The sequence below is a fragment of the Ferruginibacter sp. genome (genome assembly GCF_049840995.1).
Lineage (GTDB): Bacteria > Bacteroidota > Bacteroidia > Chitinophagales > Chitinophagaceae > Ferruginibacter.
This window is the reverse complement of the sequence record NZ_JASGIP010000003.1, coordinates 1,273,636-1,293,390: the sequence shown is the minus strand read 5'-3', so window position 1 is coordinate 1,293,390 and position 19,755 is coordinate 1,273,636. Positions and strand designations below refer to the sequence as shown.

Sequence of the window (19,755 nt, the reverse complement as noted above, 5' to 3'; positions counted from 1 at the left end):
CTGTTCGCCGGTTATTTCCTGCAAATTCATCGGTATAGTTTATTATCTTACAAGGGCTTTCCAATCTCCTGTCAATTCCCTGTCTGCAGCCCGTCAATCATTACAACCCCGTCAATATGCAAAATTTAGCGCCTGTACAATCAAGCGAAAGGGAGATCTTTATGGATGTATTGCGTGGCTTTGCCGTGCTGGGCATTTTTATTGCCAACCTGGGCAGTGGTTTCACTTGGTACAACGAAAGTGCTCATTTAACCGGGCCCATGCTGCTGCCGGAATGGGATCATAAAATGAAGTACCTGCACGAAATGTTCATTGAAGGAAAGTTCTATTCCATCTTCAGCCTTTTATTTGGATGGGGTATAGCATTGCAGGTTAAAAGAGGTATGGACAAAGGAACCGATGCCATACCCACGGTAAAGAGAAGATTGGTGTTCATGCTATTGCTGGGCGCTTTTCATTTACTCATCTGGCCCGGCGATATTGTTTTCTTTTACGCCATGCTGGGTTTTTTATTATTGCCCTTTCGCAAATTCTCCAATAAAACACTGCTTATCATCGGCGGTATACTGATCTTATCACCTATCGTTCTGTATGCTGCCAAAATGCAATGGCCGGTACTGAATGCACCGGCAGGATTTTTATATGATACCGGCGCTAAAGTAGATCATTACCTGAACCATATCAACTCCGAGGAAGATTTTAAAAACCTGCTGCGCCATGGCAGCTGGTGGGATCTTTTTAAAGGCGACCTTGCCGGTTTCTTTATGCGGTATGGCTACCTGTTTTTTGTAAGCAGGATACCCAAGGTACTGGGTATGTTCCTGATAGGCTATGTAGTAGGCCGCTCTGATTTTTATAAAAACATCCTGCAGTATAAAAAAGTATTGTACGGCATTATTGCAGTGGGCCTGGTGGTCGGGCTGCCTGCTAATTATTTTTTGGCCCGTTACATGTCCTGGTACGAAGCTGATTATTATATGCTCAAGCAAAACGGGTTGTATCAAACCATTGCCTATGCATTGGGCGTGGTGCCACTGGCAATGACCTATGTAGCTTTGTTCATGCTGGCTTTTCAAACCGGTACCGGCAAAAAAATATTATCGGTATTTGCGCCCGTGGGCAAAATGGCTTTTTCCAACTATATTTTACAATCCATCACGGGCAATTTTGTTTTCCTGGGCACCGGCCTGGGCTATATGGAAAAAGTAGGGCCTGTGTATTTCACCCTGTTTGGTATTGGTTTTTTTATCATCCAGGTATTACTCAGCACCGCCTGGTTAAAATATTTTAATTACGGCCCATTGGAATGGCTGTGGCGCAGCGCCACTTATAAAAAATGGCAGCCGATGAAAAGAACCACTCAAAACTGATCACTATGCAGGCATCACTAACGATAAAGAATAAACGAATTGAGTCGATCGATCTGCTGCGGGGTATTATCATGATCATTATGGCGCTGGACCATACCCGTGATTTTTTTCATAAAGGCGCTCTCACCGGCGATCCGCTGAATGCTGAAAGCACCACCTCCATCCTGTATTTTACCCGCTGGGTAACACATTTTTGTGCGCCTACTTTTGTGTTCTTGTCAGGGCTTTCGGCCTGGTTGCAGAGTGGCCGTAAATCAAAAAAAGAGCTGAGTTTGTTTTTGATCACCCGTGGGCTCTGGCTGATATTCATTGATCTTACCATCATGTCGTTGGTGTTCAGCGCCGATATTCATTTCAGCATTTTTACTTTGGAAACCTTATGGTCCATTGGTGCAGGCATGATATTACTGGGCATTGTGTTATACCTGCCCTACTCTATGATCCTTGCACTGGGTCTGCTGATAGTTTTTGGTCACAACCTGATGGATTACGGCGAACAAGCCAGGAATGGTGCGGTGCCGCTTTGGTGGAGTTTTTTACACCGGCCCACCTTTCAGCCTTTGTGGGGCGATCACAATCTTTTTATTTTTTATCCATTCCTGCCCTGGGCGGGCCTTACCCTGCTGGGCTATTGCTGTGGCAAGCTGTTTACTGATATGGATTTTGAAAAAAGAAAAAAGATCTTATTAAGTATGGGTATCGGTGCTATTGTATTTTTTGTGGCATTGCGTTTCAGCAACAGTTATGGTAACCCAACTCAATGGGTACCGCAAAAAAATGCACTCCGTACTTTCTTTAGTTTTATGAATGTGCAGAAATATCCGCCTTCCCTGCTTTTTATGTGCGCCACCATTGGCCCCATACTGGTATTTTTAGCGTTCATTAAAAATACCGGCAGTGTATGGGTAAAGCGGGTAAGTGTATATGGCAGGGTGCCGCTGTTTTATTTTATCGTGCATTTTTTTGTGCTGCATGTAGCGGCTATCATCGTGTACCTGCTGCGTGGGCACAGTGTAAGCGAGGGTATGGCGGGCGCACCAGGGGTACCTTTTAAATTTGCTGCGCCGGGAGAAGGTGTGCGCTTACTGGCCGTGTACGGTATATGGATAGTACTGGTATTGCTGATGTACCCTATCTGTAAATGGTACGATGCTTATAAGACCAGCCACAAAGAAAAAAAATGGCTGAGTTATTTATAGGTTGCCTTAACATGCGCTTCGTAAATCATTCCCCCGAAAATCAAAATAGAGTGCTAACTTACAAGCACAAATAAACCGTTTTTGTTATAATGAACAGGAAGCATAAAAATGACCGGGTGGAGTGGAAGCATGTGAAGGATCCTAAAAACCTTTTTTTAATATTACTGGGCACTTCGCTGGCGGTACTGGCCATGAAGGGTTTTATGATACCCAATAGTTTTATGGATGGTGGCATTACCGGAATCTCTATCCTGCTGTACGAGTTATTTCATTTCAATATCAGCTTTCTTGTTATCATCCTCAACGTACTTTTTATTTATTTAGGTTATAAAAGAATTGGTAAAACCTTTGCGGTGCAAACCACCATTGCGGTGATATTGTTATCCATTGGTTTGCTTTTTATCGATATCCCAGCCATTACCAAAGACAAATTACTGATCGCCACTTTTGGTGGCATATTAATGGGTACCGGTGTGGGCCTTGTGATACGTGGCGGCGCAGTGATTGACGGCGCCGAAGTGATCGCTGTATTCACCGGCAGAAAAAGTGGTTTTTCCAACAGCGAGATCATTATGCTCATCAATACCATCATTTTTGCGGTGGCGGCATTTGAGCTGGGTATTGAAACTGCTATGTATTCCATCATTACTTATTTTACGGCCACCCGTGCCATTAATTATGTAGTGGATGGTATTGAAGAATATACGGCCATGAACATCATCTGCTCCCAGCAGGAAGAAGTAAAGAGTTACCTGGTGAATGAACTGGGCAAGGGTATTACCGTGTACAAAGGAGAACGGGGTTACCTGCCCGGCAGTTTTGAGGTAAGAACGGAGGCCGACATTATTGTAACCATTATAACGAGGCTTGAAATAAAACAGATACAGGAAGCTATTATGGAAATAGACCCTAAGGCATTTATTTATGTACAAAGTATAAAAGAAGCTAGCGGCGGCATCTTAAAAGCAAAAGCCCATGCCAAATAAACTGTACATGAAAGATTTTGTGGTGGCACTTTTAAAAGATAATATCCCCACCGGGTATTATTATCACAACCACGAACATACTTTGTATGTACTGGCCAAGGCCATACAGATAGGCAGACACGAGAATTGCAATGAAAAAGAAATAGAACTGATGAGCGCTGCCGCACTATGGCACGACACCGGTTTTATACGCACTTATGCCGGGCACGAAGAAGTAAGCTGCAGTTTTGCAGCAAGATACCTGCCGGAGTTTGGTTTTACAGATGAAGAGATCGCCGTTGTTTGCGGTATGATAAGGGCCACCAAAATTCCGCAATCGCCTAAGAACAAACTGGAAGCCATTGTTGCCGATGCCGACCTCGAATACCTGGGCACCACACTGGCTGCAGACAATGCCGAACTGTTATTTAAAGAATTACAATCCCTTACCCCATCATTATCGAAAGCTGCGTGGAACAGGATGCAGGTAGCGTTTTTACAACAGCATCATTACTTCACCCATTTTTGTAAGCAATACAGGGAACCTGTAAAACAGGCTTACCTGGATGAATTGCTGAAAGCTGGCGAAGAAGTGTAGGGATGGTATTGCAAATACGTCTTAAGCACCTGCAATAAAATAGCAGCGCAAGCTGAAAACCGGCTGCAGTATCGATATCCACCAAAAGCCACTACCCCTTACCGTAAGTATCCCAAATAAAATGGCAGTGAAATTAAAATTATTACTGGCAGGTATCATAGCTGTGGTGCAGTTAAATGCACAGCAATATAAACGTATACACCGCAAAGCCATTGTAGTGGATACCCACAATGATATATTGATGAAAACGGTGGAGAAAGGGATGGTATTTGACCAGGACCTTACCGGTAAAACGCACAGCGACCTGCGCAGGTGGAAAAAGGGCGGACTGGATGTACAGTTGTTTTCCGTGTACTGCGATGGTGATAAAAAAAATGCTTTTGCTTTTGCCAACCGCGAAATGGATAGCCTGGATGCCGTGATAGCACGCAATCCTTCAAAAATTATCAAGGTAAAAAATTATGCTGCGTTGATGGCCGCAGTAAAGCAGCATGCCATTGCTGCTATGTTTGGTGTGGAAGGCGGCCACATGATAGAAGATGATCTTGGTAAACTGGATGCCTTGTACCAGCGGGGCGCCCGCTACCTTACACTTACGCACAATATTGCCCCCTCCTGGGCCAGCAGCGCTGCCGACGAAACCAGCGGGAAAGTATTACCGCATAAAGGCCTTACAGATTTTGGCAAACTAGTAGTGCAGCGCATGAACCAGCTGGGCATGCTGATTGACGTGAGCCATGCAGGTGACCAGACTTTTTGGGATGTAATTAATTTAAGTACCAAGCCCATCATTGCCTCTCACAGTTCCGTATACACGCTGGTGCACAGCAGGCGCAATTTAAAAGACGACCAGATAAAAGCCATTGCTAAAAATGGCGGTGTGATACAGGTGAACTTTAATCCCGGTTTTATCGACAGCAGTGTAAATGCAAAAGAAGCTGCTTTTTTAAAAAGGCACCAGGCCGAGTATGACAATATGATAAAGAACGGCATCGGCGATTTTTATGCCATGGATTCGCTGTATGGTAAATATGTTGCGGAAAGAGACAGTATCCGTCCACCCATGGAAATGCTGATCGATCACATCGATTATATCGTTCGGCTGGTGGGTGCAGATTATGCAGGACTTGGCTCCGACTTTGATGGTATCAACATCACCCCCCTGCAATTGAATGATGTAACCACTTACCCTTTAATAACAAAAGCTTTATTGAAAAGAGGCTACAGCAAAGTAGATATTGATAAAATTTTAGGGGGTAATTTTTTACGGGTATTAAAAGCCAACGAAACACCATAACACTTTTAAAGAGCAGATAAAAAATCAATCATGAAAAAGATCTTAAAAACCATTCCATTCCTGCTGCTTACGGGTAGTTTGTTATTCACTGCCTGCCGTCATTTTGAAAAAATGGCAGGTGACAACTCAAAACCTGCAGACCTTGAGGCAGAGCGTACACAGATCAACACAATGCTCGATTCACTTAACATAGCGGCGGGTAAGGCTGATTACAACAAGTACTTTAGTTATTATGCCGATGATGCCATCTTTACCGGTACTGATGCTACTGAACGTTGGGATAAAAAAGCATTTATGGCCTGGGCCAAACCCATTTTTGATAAAGGCAAGGCCTGGAATTTTACTTCCCTGGAACGCCATATATATTTTGGTAAAGATGGCGGCCTGGCCTGGTTTGATGAAATGCTGAATACGCAAATGAAGGTCTGCCGCGGATCGGGCGTTGTGGTAAAGGAGGGTGATAACTGGAAACTGAAGCAATATATTTTATCCACCACAGTGCCCAATGATCAACTGGATGCGGTGATCAAACTGAAAACGGTGCAGGAAGATTCTATCATCCACACACTGCAAAAAAAATAAGGTGAAAAAAAGCTTTGTAAAAATACCTGTTGCAGCCTTACTGTTATTATTTACAGTACAGGTAAAAGCGCAAAGCTCTTCCGATTATTATGTGCAGGGTAACGGCAACAGGATGGCTGCTGAATGGGAGCCTGCACTGGGCACCCTTATTACCTGGCCGCTGTGTATACCATATAAACTTGCGGTGGAGCTGGCAAAAGATGATCACCTGTATGTATTGGTGGATAATGACAGTACTAAAAAAGATGCCCGGCAATGGTTCCACAAATGGGGCATCAAAGAAAATACAGTCACATTCATATTTGCACGACAGGGTATAGATGCCTGGTGGGTAAGAGACTGGGGGCCCGGCGCCATATTCAATAAAAGTAAAAAAATGCAGCTGGCAGATGGAAAGTATATCTATTCCACACCGGTAAGCAATATGGGTTGCAGCGATACATTGATGTTCCTGTATACAACAACTGACAATAAAATTATCAAAACAGAAACCGACGATAGTTTAACCCTTGCTGTTGGTAAAGGATTGAATATTCCTGTATTGGACCTGCCTTTTATAACCACGGGGGGTAATGTTATCAGCGATGGTTTGGGCAATGCCTTTTCCACCTGCATCTTACTGAATGAAAATAAATTTTATGGTGTGGGGGAAGACCGTTTCTTTAAACTCAACAATGAATTAGCGGGGCTAAGAAACTATCATATCATTTCAAATTTTGAGCACCGCGGTATCCAGCATATCGATTGCTACATGAAACTGCTGGATGAAGAACGTTTACTGGTATGTGAGCCTCCGGCTGATCATGCTTTATACCCGGTTTATCAAAATATCATCGATAATGAATTATCAAAATTAACCAGCGCTTATGGCCGGCCTTACGAAATACTGCGGATCAAAAGCGATCGCTACAAAGGACAGGCATTAGCTGCTTACACCAATTCCATCATCATTAATAAAACCATTTACGTGCCGCTGTTTCACATCAGGCAGGATAGCCTTGCATTAGAAAGATGGCGGGAAGTGATGCCGGGTTATACCATAAAAGGTTTTGAATATGCCTTGGCAGACGAGCCGGTGGTTTCGGAAAAAATAAAAGAGCAGTATAAAGTATATGGCTGGAATAATGGCGATGCATTGCATTGCCGCACCCGGGCAATATGGGATGATGCGATGCTGTTCATGTCTGTAAAAAGAATAGATAAAGAAGTGGATGAAAAGAACAGTAATACGGTACATGCCAGCATCATTGATTACAGTAATAAAGGACTTGTAAAAAATAAAGCGGCCGTACTGTGGAGAATAGCCGGTGAAAAAAACTGGAAGCGGATCGCATTGCAACAGGATGGCAATGAAAATAATTTTTCAGCCACGATCCCTTTTCATAAAAAAGGGGCAGTTGTGGAATATTATGTTACAGCCAGTTCACGATCGGGAAAAACAGCAACCATGCCCCGTACGGCTCCGCTGGGTGTTTATACATTTTCAATAAAGTAAATCTTTTATCATACAAAATGAAAGCAAGATCGATCAGTACAATAAATTAAAGATAATCTTATGACAAAAGTGGCACAACTTGTACAAAATGTAGCGGCAGTACGAAATGAATTTATTGATAGCATTAAAAATATTAATGAGGGACAGGCTGCAACAAAACTATCGACGGAAGAATGGAGCATTATTGATATTACCGAACATTTGTTCTGGGCAGAACAGGGCGCTTTGTTTGGTATGTGGAAGATTTTATATGCCATGCGGGAAGGAAAAGCGGCCAAAACATTTGAATCGGAACACAAGAACTGGACGATAGAAAAACTTATTGAACAAACCTGGAAAGAAAAAGAGATCGTTCCTCCCATGGCAGCACCAAGATTGGGCGGCACTTTGATCTTCTGGCGTTCTTCATTGGCAGGACTGCAGTCATTATTAGAAAAATTTGGTAATGACCTGCAGGAAGATGAGCTGCGTTTACTGGCACACCCCCATCCTATTTCGGGTGATATGGATTTTCAGCAGCGGTTGGAGTTTCTTTCTTTTCATATAAAAAGGCACCAGGCGCAGGTGCAAAACATTATTGATTCTTTTAACGGGCATGCATGAACATTTACCTGGAAAATATAAAAAGATTATTGCAGGATGCAACATTAACTGAAAACGAAAAACAGTTATTGCTGAAAGCCGTAACCGATGCCGATAAGCAGTGGAGCATTACCGATTTTAAACTGGACCGTACCGAAAAAGTAAAAAAGACAACCGCTATTCTTTTGGAAGAGACGATCGAGGAACTGGAGCAGAAGAGAAAAGCAGTGGAAGCACAGAACCGGGAGCTGGAAATTGAATCATCGCTGGAAAGGGTAAGAACCGTGGCCATGGGCATGAGCAAACCGGATGACATGCTGGATGTTTGCAAAACGATTGCTGAACAATTGGCTTTGCTGCATGTAAAAGAGATACGCAATGTTCAAACGGCCATTTTTTATGCGGAAAAGAGCACTTACATCAACTATGAATTTTATGTAAAGCATCATCAGCCGCTGGTAACCGAGGTGAGTTATAAAACGCACGATGTGCAAAAAGAATTTGCAGAGCGGATGATGAAGGGCCTCAATGAATTTTATTCACGTGAGTTTTTCGGTAAAGAAGTACAGGACTGGTATGAGTATCAGAAAACAACCAATGTTTTTCTTGATTCGTACCTGGAGCATGCCGATTCGCTAACTTATTACTGGTTTTCGTTGGGGCCGGTTGCATTGGGTATGTCTACTTATAAACCATTGCAGGAAGAACAACTGAATTTATTCAGGCGGTTTAGAAATGTATTTGAACTTTCCTACCGGCGTTATCTTGATATTGAAAAAGCTGCAGCGCAGGCAAAAGAAGCACAGCTCGAATCCTCACTGGAACGGGTACGTGCACAAGCGTTGGGTATGCGTACCCCGGGCGACCTTCCGGATATTTGTGAAGTATTGTATGCTGAATTACAAACGCTCGGCTTTGCCGAACTGCGCAATACCATGATCAATATTTTTGATGATGATAAAAGGTCTTTTCTGAATTATGATTATGCTCCGCATGCAGGCAAAACCATCAGCAATCTTTTTTATAATACACACCCGGTAATTGAAAAACAGGTACAGCAGGCAAGAAGTGCAGCAGATGCATTTTCCGAAGCTGTTTTTGCAGGCAAAGACCTGGAAGAATGGAAAGCTTTTAGAAAAAAGGGTGGCGAAGCTGATGACCCCAAAGTAGATACTATTGAAGCGTTGTATTATTATTTTTATTCCATCGATACCGGTGTAATTGGTATTTCAACGTATGCTTCTATCCCTGAAGAAAAGCGGGAGGTACTAAAACGCTTCCGCAATGTATTTGATTTTGCGTACCGCCGCTATATTGATGTGGCGCAGGCAGAGGCGCAGGCACGTGAAGCAAGAATTGAAACAGCGCTTGAAAGGGTTCGTGCAGTTGCTATGGCCATGAGGGCTTCGGATGACCTGCTGAGTATCTGCGAAGTATTATTTAAAGAATTGAGTAGTCTTGGTTTTAGTGAACTAAGAAACGCGTTGATAGTTTCTTTCGGAGAAGGAAAAGATCACTTTGATGATTATGATTATGCTGATGCAACAGGTGGAAGTATTACCTATGTACCTTATAACTCCCATCCCATTGTTGAAGGATTTGTAAAAAGGATCAGGTGTACTCCTGGTATGTTTTCAGAATTAGTAGTTGACGAAAGCGAACTCAATAGCTGGAAAGAATACAGGAAAAGAAATGGGCAGCCGGAAGATCCAAGTCTTAACAATTGCTCCTCCTTATACTATTACATGTATTCCATCGGCATCAGCTCTATTGGTATCTCTGCATTCAGGCCACTTGCTAAAGATAAAATAGCAGTTTTAGAAAGGTTTGCCAACGTATTTAAATTGGCTTACCAGCGGTATACTGATATTACATTTGCCGAAGCACAAACAAGAGAAAGCCAAATTCAATTAGCATTGGAACGTGCCCGTGCACAAAGCATGATGATGCAGCATTCTACAGAGCTGGGCGATACTTTGCGTGTGTTTCATCAGCAGTTACAATTGCTGGGCATCAATTCAGCATTTTCTTTTTTGTGGTTGCCTGATGAAGAAAAAGAGCAGCATATATTCTGGGCCATTTGGGAAGAAGATAAAAATGGGGTTACCGATTTTGAAAATAAAGCCATCAAATATCCGCTCGATAGAAATGAACCTGCCACTGCACAATGTTTGATTGACTGGAAAGGCGATGAACCTGTTGTTTCCTATGCAGTGCCACCCGAAGGAGTAAAAAATTATTTTGCCGCATGGCAGGAATTGATTGATGGTGTTGAAAAATTAACGCCGGAGCATTTTAGCAACGGATTATATTATGTGGAAGCCTTTATGAAATATGGTTGCTTTGGTGTGATGTTTGAAAATGATCTTACTGCAGATGAAAAGAAAATATTGGGCCGCTTTGCTGTTGAATTTGAAAGAACGTACACCCGCTTTTTAGACCTCCAAAAAGCAGAAGCACAGGCAAGAGAGGCTTTAATAGAATCCACATTGGAACGAGTTCGTGCCAAAACAATGGCCATGCACAGAACTTCTGAATTGCAGGAGGTGATCCACACCGTTCATAAGGAGTTGCTTATTTTGAACCTTTCGGTTGACGGAGGATCGTTTGTTGTGATTAACGATGATGTTGGGCCGGAGCTGCGTTGCTGGGGGTCGGGTGGTACAGCTAATACATCAGAAGAAGTGTTGGTACCGCATTTTGATATGCCTTTTTGTACAAACCTTATTAAAGGTATTAAAGAAGGGCCAGGATTTTTTACAGAAGAATTTTCTGAAAAGGAAAAAAGAGCATACTTCGTAAAATTATTTGAATGTAAGCCCTGGTCAAATCTTAGTAGTGAACAAAAACATGAGACCCTTTCAGATTCGAATGGGTATACCCGGTCTGTAGCTGTTTCAAAACATACCAGCATTTTTATCATTAACCATCACGGAAGAAAGTTTACTGAAGCTGAAAATGATGTTTTAAAACGTTTTGCTAAAGTATTTGAACAAACCTATACCCGGTTTCTCGATCTGCAAAAAGCAGAAGCGCAGGCCAAAGAAGCACAGATAGAAACTTCGCTGGAAAGAGTGCGGGCCAAAACAATGGCCATGCATAATAGTACTGAACTGGCGACTGTGGTAAACGTATTGTTCCGTGAACTCCGCGATCTGCAAACCGCAGATGAATTGAAGATCATGAGCCGGGGATTTATTACCACTGTTAATGAAGAGGCAAAACTTTTTGAGTTGTGGATCACAGAGATTGATGGCAGCGAAATTAAACAACAATTTGTAATCGCTTTTGATGAACCAACAACAGGCCGGATGATCTATGATGCATGGCTTAACCGCAAACCATATATCATCAGCGATCTCAGCGGAAAAGAGCTGGATCAATGGCTTGATTATCTTGAAAGCCTCAACTTTAAAGTGGCCCCGGGTATCAGGGGCAGCAGAAGGGTGAATTCTTTTATTTATTATTCCAGGGGCTTTATTGGCGTTACTTCTTCCTCCCCGCTTTCAGAGGGTAATATCCAGCTTTTACAACGTTTTGCAAAAGTATTTGAACAAACCTATACCCGTTTTCTTGATCTGCAAAAAGCAGAAGCACAATCAAGGGAAGCACAAATTGAAGCCGCATTGGAACGTGTAAGAAGCCGCACACTCGCCATGCAAAAAAGTGATGAACTGGCAGAAACCGCTGCTGTTTTGTTCCAGCAATTAATAACACTGGGTATGGAACCCAACCGCCTGTATATCGGCATTGTTAATGGTGAAACCAGGGATATGGAAATGTGGGCCACCGATGAAGATGGCAGTGGTGTGGGGAAAAAATTCACCTTTAATGCCGCGGATAACGAGTCTGTAAAAAAATTGTATGATGGGTGGGCAAATAAAATAGGCTCGGTGACTGTTGACATGCAGGGAGCTGAACTTGATAGCTATATCGCCTACCTGCAAAAATTACAAATTCCCCTAACCTATGCCCTTAGTCAAAAGAGAAGAGTACAAAGTGTAGCTTATTTTGATAAAGGCTTTATTGGTATGGCATCCCCTGATGATCAATCGGCAGCCAGCATTAATTTGCTCGAACGTTTTGCAGCAGTATTCAATCTCACTTTCACACGTTTTAACGATCTGAAGATTGCTGAAGCACACGCATTGCAGGCAGAGCAGGATCTTATTGCCATTAAAGAAGCCAAACAAAAAGCAGAAGATACCTTAACAGAATTGCAGGCCACTCAAAAGCAATTGATACAATCCGAAAAAATGGCTTCGCTGGGTGAACTGACTGCAGGCATTGCACATGAAATTCAAAACCCGTTGAACTTTGTAAACAACTTTAGTGAAGTAAGTAAAGAGCTGCTGGATGAAATGAAGGAAGCTGTAGAAAAAGGCGATACAGAAGAAGCCAGAGAAATAATGAACGATGTTATTCAGAATTTAGAAAAAATCAATCATCATGGCAAGCGGGCCGATGCCATAGTAAAGGGGATGCTCCAGCATTCCCGCAGCAGCAGCGGGCAAAAAGAATCGGCAGATATCAATGCTTTGTGTGATGAATATCTACGCCTCGCTTATCATGGCTTACGTGCCAAAGACAAATCATTTAATGCTACACTGAAAACTGATTTTGACCAAAACATCGGCAATATCCATATCATTCCGCAGGATATGGGAAGAGTGATCTTAAATCTTATTACCAATTCGTTTTATGCTGTTGATGAAAAAAAGAAGCTAATAGCTAATGGCCAACAGTCATTAGCTATTTACGAACCAACCGTTGCTGTAAGCACAAAAACAATTAGTGGTAAAGTAGAAATAAAAGTGGCCGATAACGGCAATGGTATTCCGCAAAATATCATTGATAAAATATTTCAACCTTTCTTCACCACTAAGCCAACGGGGCAGGGAACGGGGTTGGGATTATCGTTGGCGTATGATATTGTAAAAGTGCATGGTGGAGAATTGAAAGTAGAAACGAAAGAGAACGAAGGCTCAACATTTATTATTCAATTACCAATTTAAAACAATGCAGTACAAAAAATTGCTTTGGAAATTATTGTTTGCGTTTCTGTGGTGCTTGTCTATACACACTACAACTGCCCAGCAAAGCACTGTAGATTCTATAGTAGTCATATTGAATACAATGCATGTTTCAAAAGGAATTGATACCAATAGGTTGGATGCTTTAATGGTAACGCTTGAAAAAACGACAATAAATGATGCCAACATTTCTGCGTTGGAAAAAGCTGCCGATAATTTAATAAATGGAAATGATGTTTTTTTGATGTACCGGGTAAGGTATAGCATCATGACCAGTTTGATTGCTACCGATAAAAAAAAGGCTATCGATTATGGTAAGTATAATTATGAAACAGTAAAGAAAAGTAAAATACCGAATACCTCATTTATAAGCTATAGTTTTTTAAAGCAGTTAAGATTACCTTATCGCAACTCTAATTTTCTTTCAGAGGGCTTTCAATATTTCAATGAAAAATTAAAAGCATTTAAACTTACTAAAGACTCCGCTGGCCTTGCCAGTTGTTATTATGTATTAGGTGGATTTTACAGAACTACAGGTTTGCTTGACTTTGCTATTTATAACATGAAAAAGTCAATAAGTTATATGGATAGTACAGGAAAAAATGATAAGATGCCTTATCCTTTTGCAAACCCTGTAGGAAAAGGTTTCTGGTTGAATAATATGGGTGTATTGGGTTTATACTATTTACAAAAGGGTGATAATGAAGAAGCACTAAAATATTCGAGAATTGTATTTAATGAGATGGAGAATACCAAAATAACATCGCTTGGTAATACACCTATATACATTGCCCAGGTAAAAATACAGATGAGGCAGTTTGATAGCGTAGAGTATTTTATTAATTATGTGTTTAATTATAAATACAACCTAAATCAGTTTGACTTTATTACCAATGCCTTTCTGGTAAAAGCCCAGTACAAAATTGCTACAGATTCTTTAGCTGCTGCCGAAGCGCTGATTAATAAAGCCTGGCAATTGATTAATGAATATAAAGTAACTGCCAATGCCAGGGCAGGTACTATATCTCCTGATTATTATTTAGCATTGGTAAGATTTAAGCAAAACAAAAAAGCGGAAGCTGTGGCGTTGTTACAAAAAGATATAGAGCGAATTAAAGGTATTCGTTTAGATGTATTGAGAGATTATAAATTAATGGCAACATTGTATGAGCAATTAGGCAATTATGAAAAAGCGGCACAAGCTTATACATCTTATATAAGCTTGCAAGATAGTTTACAGGCCGACCAAAGTAACTACCGCTCTTTAAGTTTTGAAACCGAACAGGAAATGAATGACAAAGAAATTTCCATTACAAAATTGCAGGGTGAAAATAAAATATCCTCCCTCACCCGAAATTTTTCTTTTGGTATTGTAGCGTTGGTGTTACTCTTGGCTGGTGGTGTTTATTATCGTTTTAAAGCAAAACAAAAAGCCAATGCAGCATTAGAAAAAACATTGTCTGATTTAAAAAATACGCAATCGCAATTGATTCAGTCAGAAAAAATGGCTTCGTTGGGTGAACTCACCGCAGGCATTGCACATGAAATTCAAAACCCTTTGAATTTTGTCAATAATTTTTCTGAAGTAAACAGAGAGTTATTGACAGAAATGAATGAAGAAATGGAGAAAGGGAATTATGATGAAGCAAAAGCGATTGCAAAAGATATTACTGATAACGAAGAAAAAATAAATCATCATGGCAAGCGTGCCGATGCCATAGTAAAGGGAATGCTCCAGCATTCCCGCAGCAGCAGCGGCCAAAAAGAACCAACAGATATCAATGTGCTGTGCGATGAATACCTACGCCTCGCCTATCACGGCTTGCGGGCAAAAGATAAATCATTTAATGCTACTTTAAAAACAGATTTTGATACAAGCATTGGTAACATTAATATCATTCCGCAGGATATGGGAAGAGTGATTTTGAATTTAATTACGAATGCGTTTTATGCTGTTGCGGAAAAGAAAAAGTTAATAGCTGGCATCCAACAGCTATCAGCTATATACGACCCAACTGTTTCAGTAAGTACCAAAAAACTCCAGAACAAAGTTGAGATCAGGGTAACAGACAACGGCAATGGCATTCCGCAAAACATCATTGATAAAATATTTCAGCCCTTCTTTACTACTAAGCCAACGGGCCAGGGAACAGGTTTAGGTTTATCGCTGGCCTATGATATTGTAAAAGTACATGGTGGAGAATTAAAGGTGGAGACCAAAGAAGGGGAAGGAACAACATTCATCATTCAATTACCGGGCTAACCTAGCAAAAGGTTGTACGATCAGATATTTTTTTTATGCAAAGACTTTTTATATTGTTTTTTTTCCTGCTGTTGCAACATTCCTCTTTTTCACAAAGCAGGGTGATCGACTCTCTTACTGCATTATTGAATACAGCAAAAGAAGATACTAAAAAGCTGGATATTTATAATGCACTGATCGATGCCTGCGATGCAAAGGATAATCTTTTGTACGCGGATCCCGGTCTTGATATTGCCAATAAGCTTTTTGTAAAAACAAATAACGAAAAAGAAAGAGAAGCGTTGTTTTTTAAAGAACAACAACTGTTATCTTCCATACCGCTGTATTTTAAATACAACGACACTACAGACTGGAAAAAAGTATTTAATTATACCGGTAAACGGTTAAAAGCTATTGAACAAACAGGCAATCAAAAAAGAACTGCTGAATTTCTTTTACAAATAGCCTATATATCGCTGGATCTTAAAAAGGACTCTGCCCTTTTTTTCATTAACATACAAAAGAGCGCCGACATGGCTACAAAGATCAAAGACAGCGCTTTGATAGTAAGCTCCTACAAATATCTCTTTTCGTTCAGCAGGTCGGCAGGAAATTATGCCAAAGCTTTTGAGGTGGTTCAATCTATCATCAGCATTTCAAAGCAGCTTGGCTATTCAAAAGGTGTTACCAGCGGGTTACTTTTCCTGGGGGATCTGTACAGGGACTTTGGCGAATATAACCAGGCAAAAGAAAACTACCAGGCTGCACTGGATATTGCACAACAATCAAAAGATACCAACGGGATCTTTAATGTATTAGCTGCTTTGGGTGGATTTTATTATAAACAACACAACACTGCCAAAGCACTTGAATATTATAATAACCTCATTGAAATATATAAAAAACAAAAAGACCCCGAACATAATATTGGATCGGTTTATAAGTGGATAGGCAAAACTTACACTGATGCGGGTGATTATGTTACTGCACTACAAAATTTTCAGCAAAGCAGGTTGGCGTTTGATTCAGCCGGTGATATTTCTGAAACAGCTGATGTGCTGAATGAAATAGGTTCGATGTATAATAAACAGAAAAATTTTGCACAGGCCCTTGCTTATCATGAACGTACCGTAAAAATTGCGGACTCATTAAAATGGTATACCGGTAAACCCATGTGGTTGTATTTATTGGCGCTGGATCATTATGGATTAAAAAATTATGATAAAGCAAAAGAAATAAATGCCGTGGCGCTTATCAATTTTAAGAAATTCTGGTACGACGCAAAGATCACCAGCGACATGGAGCTGCTGGCATTTCAGATAGATTCAGCAAGAGGCGATTGGTATAGTGCTTTTGGACATTACAAAGAATTTAGTTCACTGAACGAAACCCTTAAAGGAGACGAGATAAAAAAACAGGCGCAAAAGGAAAAGTTTGAAGCTGAAATTGACAAACAAAAACTGGAACAGGAAAAGAAAGATGCTGTTGCCACACGTACAAGAAACCTGCAGTATGCAGTGATCGGTGCATTTTTATTGTTAGGTATATTTCTTTTTTGGGGTTATCAAAGCAAGAACAAGGATAAGCGAAGGATCGAAAAAGCTTATGCCGAACTAAAAGCAACCCAGGCACAATTAATACAAAGTGAGAAGATGGCTTCACTCGGCGAATTAACTGCAGGCATTGCACACGAAATTCAAAACCCATTGAATTTTGTCAATAATTTTAGTGAAGTGAGCAATGAACTGATCGATGAATTGCAGGAAGAAAGGAGTAAGCCGCAAGCCGCAAGGGACGAGGCTTTGGAAACTGATATCTTAAACGACATCAAACAAAACCTGGAAAAGATCAATCATCATGGCAAACGGGCCGATGCCATTGTAAAGGGAATGCTCCAGCATTCCCGCAGCAGCAGCGGCCAAAAAGAACCAACAGGTATCAATGCTTTGTGTGATGAATATCTGCGCCTTGCTTATCATGGCTTGCGGGCAAAAGACAAATCATTTAATGCTACACTGAAAACTGATTTTGACCAAAACATTGGCAATATCAATATCATACCACAGGATATGGGAAGGGTGATCTTAAATCTTATCACCAATTCGTTTTATGCTGTTGCCGAAAAAGGAAAGCTATTAGCTAATAGCCAACAGCTATCAGCTAATTATGAACCGGCTGTTTCTGTAAGTACCAAAAAACTACATGATAAGATTGAGATAAAAGTAAGCGACAACGGCAACGGCATTCCGCAAAACATCATTGATAAAATATTTCAGCCCTTTTTCACTACCAAGCCAACGGGACAGGGAACGGGTCTTGGTTTATCATTGGCCTATGATATTGTAAAAGCACATGGCGGAGAATTGAAAGTGGAAACCAAAGACAAAGAAAGTACAACATTCATTATACAATTACCTTTTAATGTGTAGTATTTTAAAAACAATAATAACACTGGTTTGCACGGCATTGGTTTTATCGAGCCGTGCACAATATACCAACAACGACAGCTTTCAAAAAGCATTGGCAGCGGCACCTCCGCTTCAAAAATTTGATTTGCTTAGAAAACAAATGGAATATCAAATTTTAGAAGTGAATGGTAATACTGATTCTGCTTCATGCATTCAAATGTTAAGCATTGCACAGCAATTAAAAAATGATTCTTTATTAGCTATCAGTTACAATTGGATCGGTGCTTATTTTTCATTTACTAAGGGCGATGATCTGGCCGGTATTGAATATTATTACAAAGCCATTCCACTTGCAGAAAAAGCAAAAGACAAACGACGCATCAGTTCACTATATTTTGATATGGCTTTTGTATATGCCAACAGTAAAAATTATACTGCCGCTTTTGATAACACCATTAAAGGCGGAGAGAATTTACCCGATCCATCATCGCCGCAATACGATTTTATGCTGGTACAGTACCAGCGTAACCTTGCCAATTATTATTTAGCCATAAAAAATGCTGATTCAGCGATATACTATTCCCAATTAGCTTCTGTAACGGCCCAAAGAACAGGCATCAGCAATTTTATTGCATCTGCTACTTTTTTTTCTGGCGCATCTTATGCTTTGGCTAAAGATACCGCGAAGGCAGACAGTATATTTAAAAAAGCCATTCCTTTGATCCCCACCATAAAACTCAATTCATTAAGAACATTGTTCTACACAACTTATATCCAGTTCTTACTAAACACGTCCAACATACAGCAGGCAAAAATATTTGCCCGTCAATTTTTAGAGGTGGGTAATACTTATCAAAACAATCAAATAAAGTTAGAAGGCGCAAGTTTTATGCAGCAAGTGTTTGATTCGTTGCATCAAACAGACAGCGCATATTATTATTCCAAAATGATGGCGAAAATTAATACGGATATTTTTGATGAAGGGAATATGAATAAAATTGAGGCGCTCTCCTTTCATGAAAAATTGCGTAACATAGAGGAAGCAACCAAACAAACAGCTTACAAAAATCAACTTAGGCAATACGCCCTGGCGGCCGGGTTGCTTTTTTTTATATTGATAGGAATATTGCTGTATAGAAATAACAGGCAAAGGAAAAAAACCAATACCATATTGGAAACAACATTGGCCAATTTAAAATCCACACAATCACAACTCATCCAATCCGAAAAAATGGCTTCGCTGGGAGAACTCACTGCAGGCATTGCACACGAAATTCAAAACCCGTTGAATTTTGTAAATAACTTTTCTGAGGTAAACAAAGAGTTATTGACAGAAATGAATGAAGAAATGGAGAAAGGAAATATAGAAGAAGTAAAAGCTATTGCAAAAGATATTAGCGATAACGAAGAAAAGATCAATCATCACGGAAAACGTGCAGATGCTATTGTAAAGGGAATGCTCCAGCATTCCCGCAGCAGCAGCGGTACCAAAGAACCCACGGATATCAATGCGCTGGCAGATGAATACCTGCGCCTTGCTTATCATGGGCTGCGTGCAAAAGACAAATCTTTTAATGCTACTTTAAAAACCGACTTTGATGACAGCATTGGCAACATCAATATTATTCCGCAGGATATGGGAAGGGTGTTGCTGAATTTAATTACCAATGCTTTTCATGCAGTGCAAGGCAAGGCAAGTCTTAAAGACCCTCTTTCCCCGTACGAACCTGTTGTTGCTGTAGCTACAAAAAAAATGTATGATACAATTCAGATCAGGGTAAGCGACAACGGCACCGGTATTCCGCAAGATATCGTCGATAAAATATTTCAGCCTTTCTTTACCACCAAACCTACAGGGCAGGGAACGGGCTTAGGATTATCATTGGCCTATGATATTGTAAAAGCACATGGCGGAGAATTAAAAGTAGAAACAAAGAAAAATGAAGGGTCAACATTTATAATACAAATACCCATCAATTAAAAT

Annotated in this window: 12 protein-coding genes; all 12 read left to right on the top strand. The window is 40.7% G+C overall.

Annotated elements, in window-relative coordinates; translation table 11 throughout:
- Window positions 1–116: 116 nt before the first annotated feature.
- Window positions 117–1,370 (top strand): DUF418 domain-containing protein, encoded by a 1,254-nt coding sequence (locus QM738_RS07375; protein ID WP_462276039.1) that lies wholly within the window; start codon window positions 117–119, stop codon window positions 1,368–1,370.
- Complete coding sequence (locus tag QM738_RS07370) at window positions 1,337–2,569, top strand: DUF1624 domain-containing protein (RefSeq protein WP_462276038.1); 1,233 nt, start codon at window positions 1,337–1,339, stop codon at window positions 2,567–2,569. Before QM738_RS07375 ends, QM738_RS07370 begins: the two co-directional genes overlap by 34 nt.
- Window positions 2,570–2,658: 89 nt before the next feature.
- Window positions 2,659–3,555, top strand: a complete 897-nt coding sequence (locus tag QM738_RS07365; protein WP_462276037.1) for a YitT family protein — start codon at window positions 2,659–2,661, stop codon at window positions 3,553–3,555.
- Window positions 3,545–4,132, top strand: a complete 588-nt coding sequence (locus tag QM738_RS07360; RefSeq protein WP_462276036.1) for an HD domain-containing protein — start codon at window positions 3,545–3,547, stop codon at window positions 4,130–4,132. The genes QM738_RS07365 and QM738_RS07360 overlap by 11 nt, the downstream gene beginning before the upstream one ends.
- Window positions 4,133–4,253: 121 nt before the next feature.
- Window positions 4,254–5,429 (top strand): dipeptidase, encoded by a 1,176-nt coding sequence (locus QM738_RS07355; protein ID WP_462276035.1) that lies wholly within the window; start codon window positions 4,254–4,256, stop codon window positions 5,427–5,429.
- 30 nt (window positions 5,430–5,459) lie between these two features.
- On the top strand, window positions 5,460–6,011 hold the full coding sequence (locus QM738_RS07350; protein WP_462276034.1) for a nuclear transport factor 2 family protein: 552 nt from the start codon (window positions 5,460–5,462) through the stop codon (window positions 6,009–6,011).
- A gap of 1 nt (window position 6,012) precedes the next feature.
- Window positions 6,013–7,506: an agmatine deiminase family protein gene (locus QM738_RS07345; protein ID WP_462276033.1), complete on the top strand. Its 1,494-nt coding sequence runs from the start codon at window positions 6,013–6,015 to the stop codon at window positions 7,504–7,506.
- A 60-nt stretch (window positions 7,507–7,566) separates the two neighbouring features.
- Window positions 7,567–8,109, top strand: a complete 543-nt coding sequence (locus QM738_RS07340; RefSeq protein WP_462276032.1) for a DinB family protein — start codon at window positions 7,567–7,569, stop codon at window positions 8,107–8,109.
- Window positions 8,106–13,103: a sensor histidine kinase gene (locus QM738_RS07335; RefSeq protein WP_462276031.1), complete on the top strand. Its 4,998-nt coding sequence runs from the start codon at window positions 8,106–8,108 to the stop codon at window positions 13,101–13,103. The genes QM738_RS07340 and QM738_RS07335 overlap by 4 nt, the downstream gene beginning before the upstream one ends.
- Before the next feature lie 4 nt (window positions 13,104–13,107).
- Window positions 13,108–15,384 (top strand): ATP-binding protein, encoded by a 2,277-nt coding sequence (locus QM738_RS07330; RefSeq protein WP_462276030.1) that lies wholly within the window; start codon window positions 13,108–13,110, stop codon window positions 15,382–15,384.
- 35 nt (window positions 15,385–15,419) lie between these two features.
- Entirely contained in the window at window positions 15,420–17,792 is a 2,373-nt protein-coding gene (locus QM738_RS07325; protein WP_462276029.1) for a tetratricopeptide repeat protein, read from the top strand.
- A complete protein-coding gene (locus QM738_RS07320; protein ID WP_462276028.1) occupies window positions 17,785–19,752 on the top strand; it encodes a sensor histidine kinase in 1,968 nt (655 codons plus the stop codon). Before QM738_RS07325 ends, QM738_RS07320 begins: the two co-directional genes overlap by 8 nt.
- Window positions 19,753–19,755 lie beyond the last annotated feature (3 nt).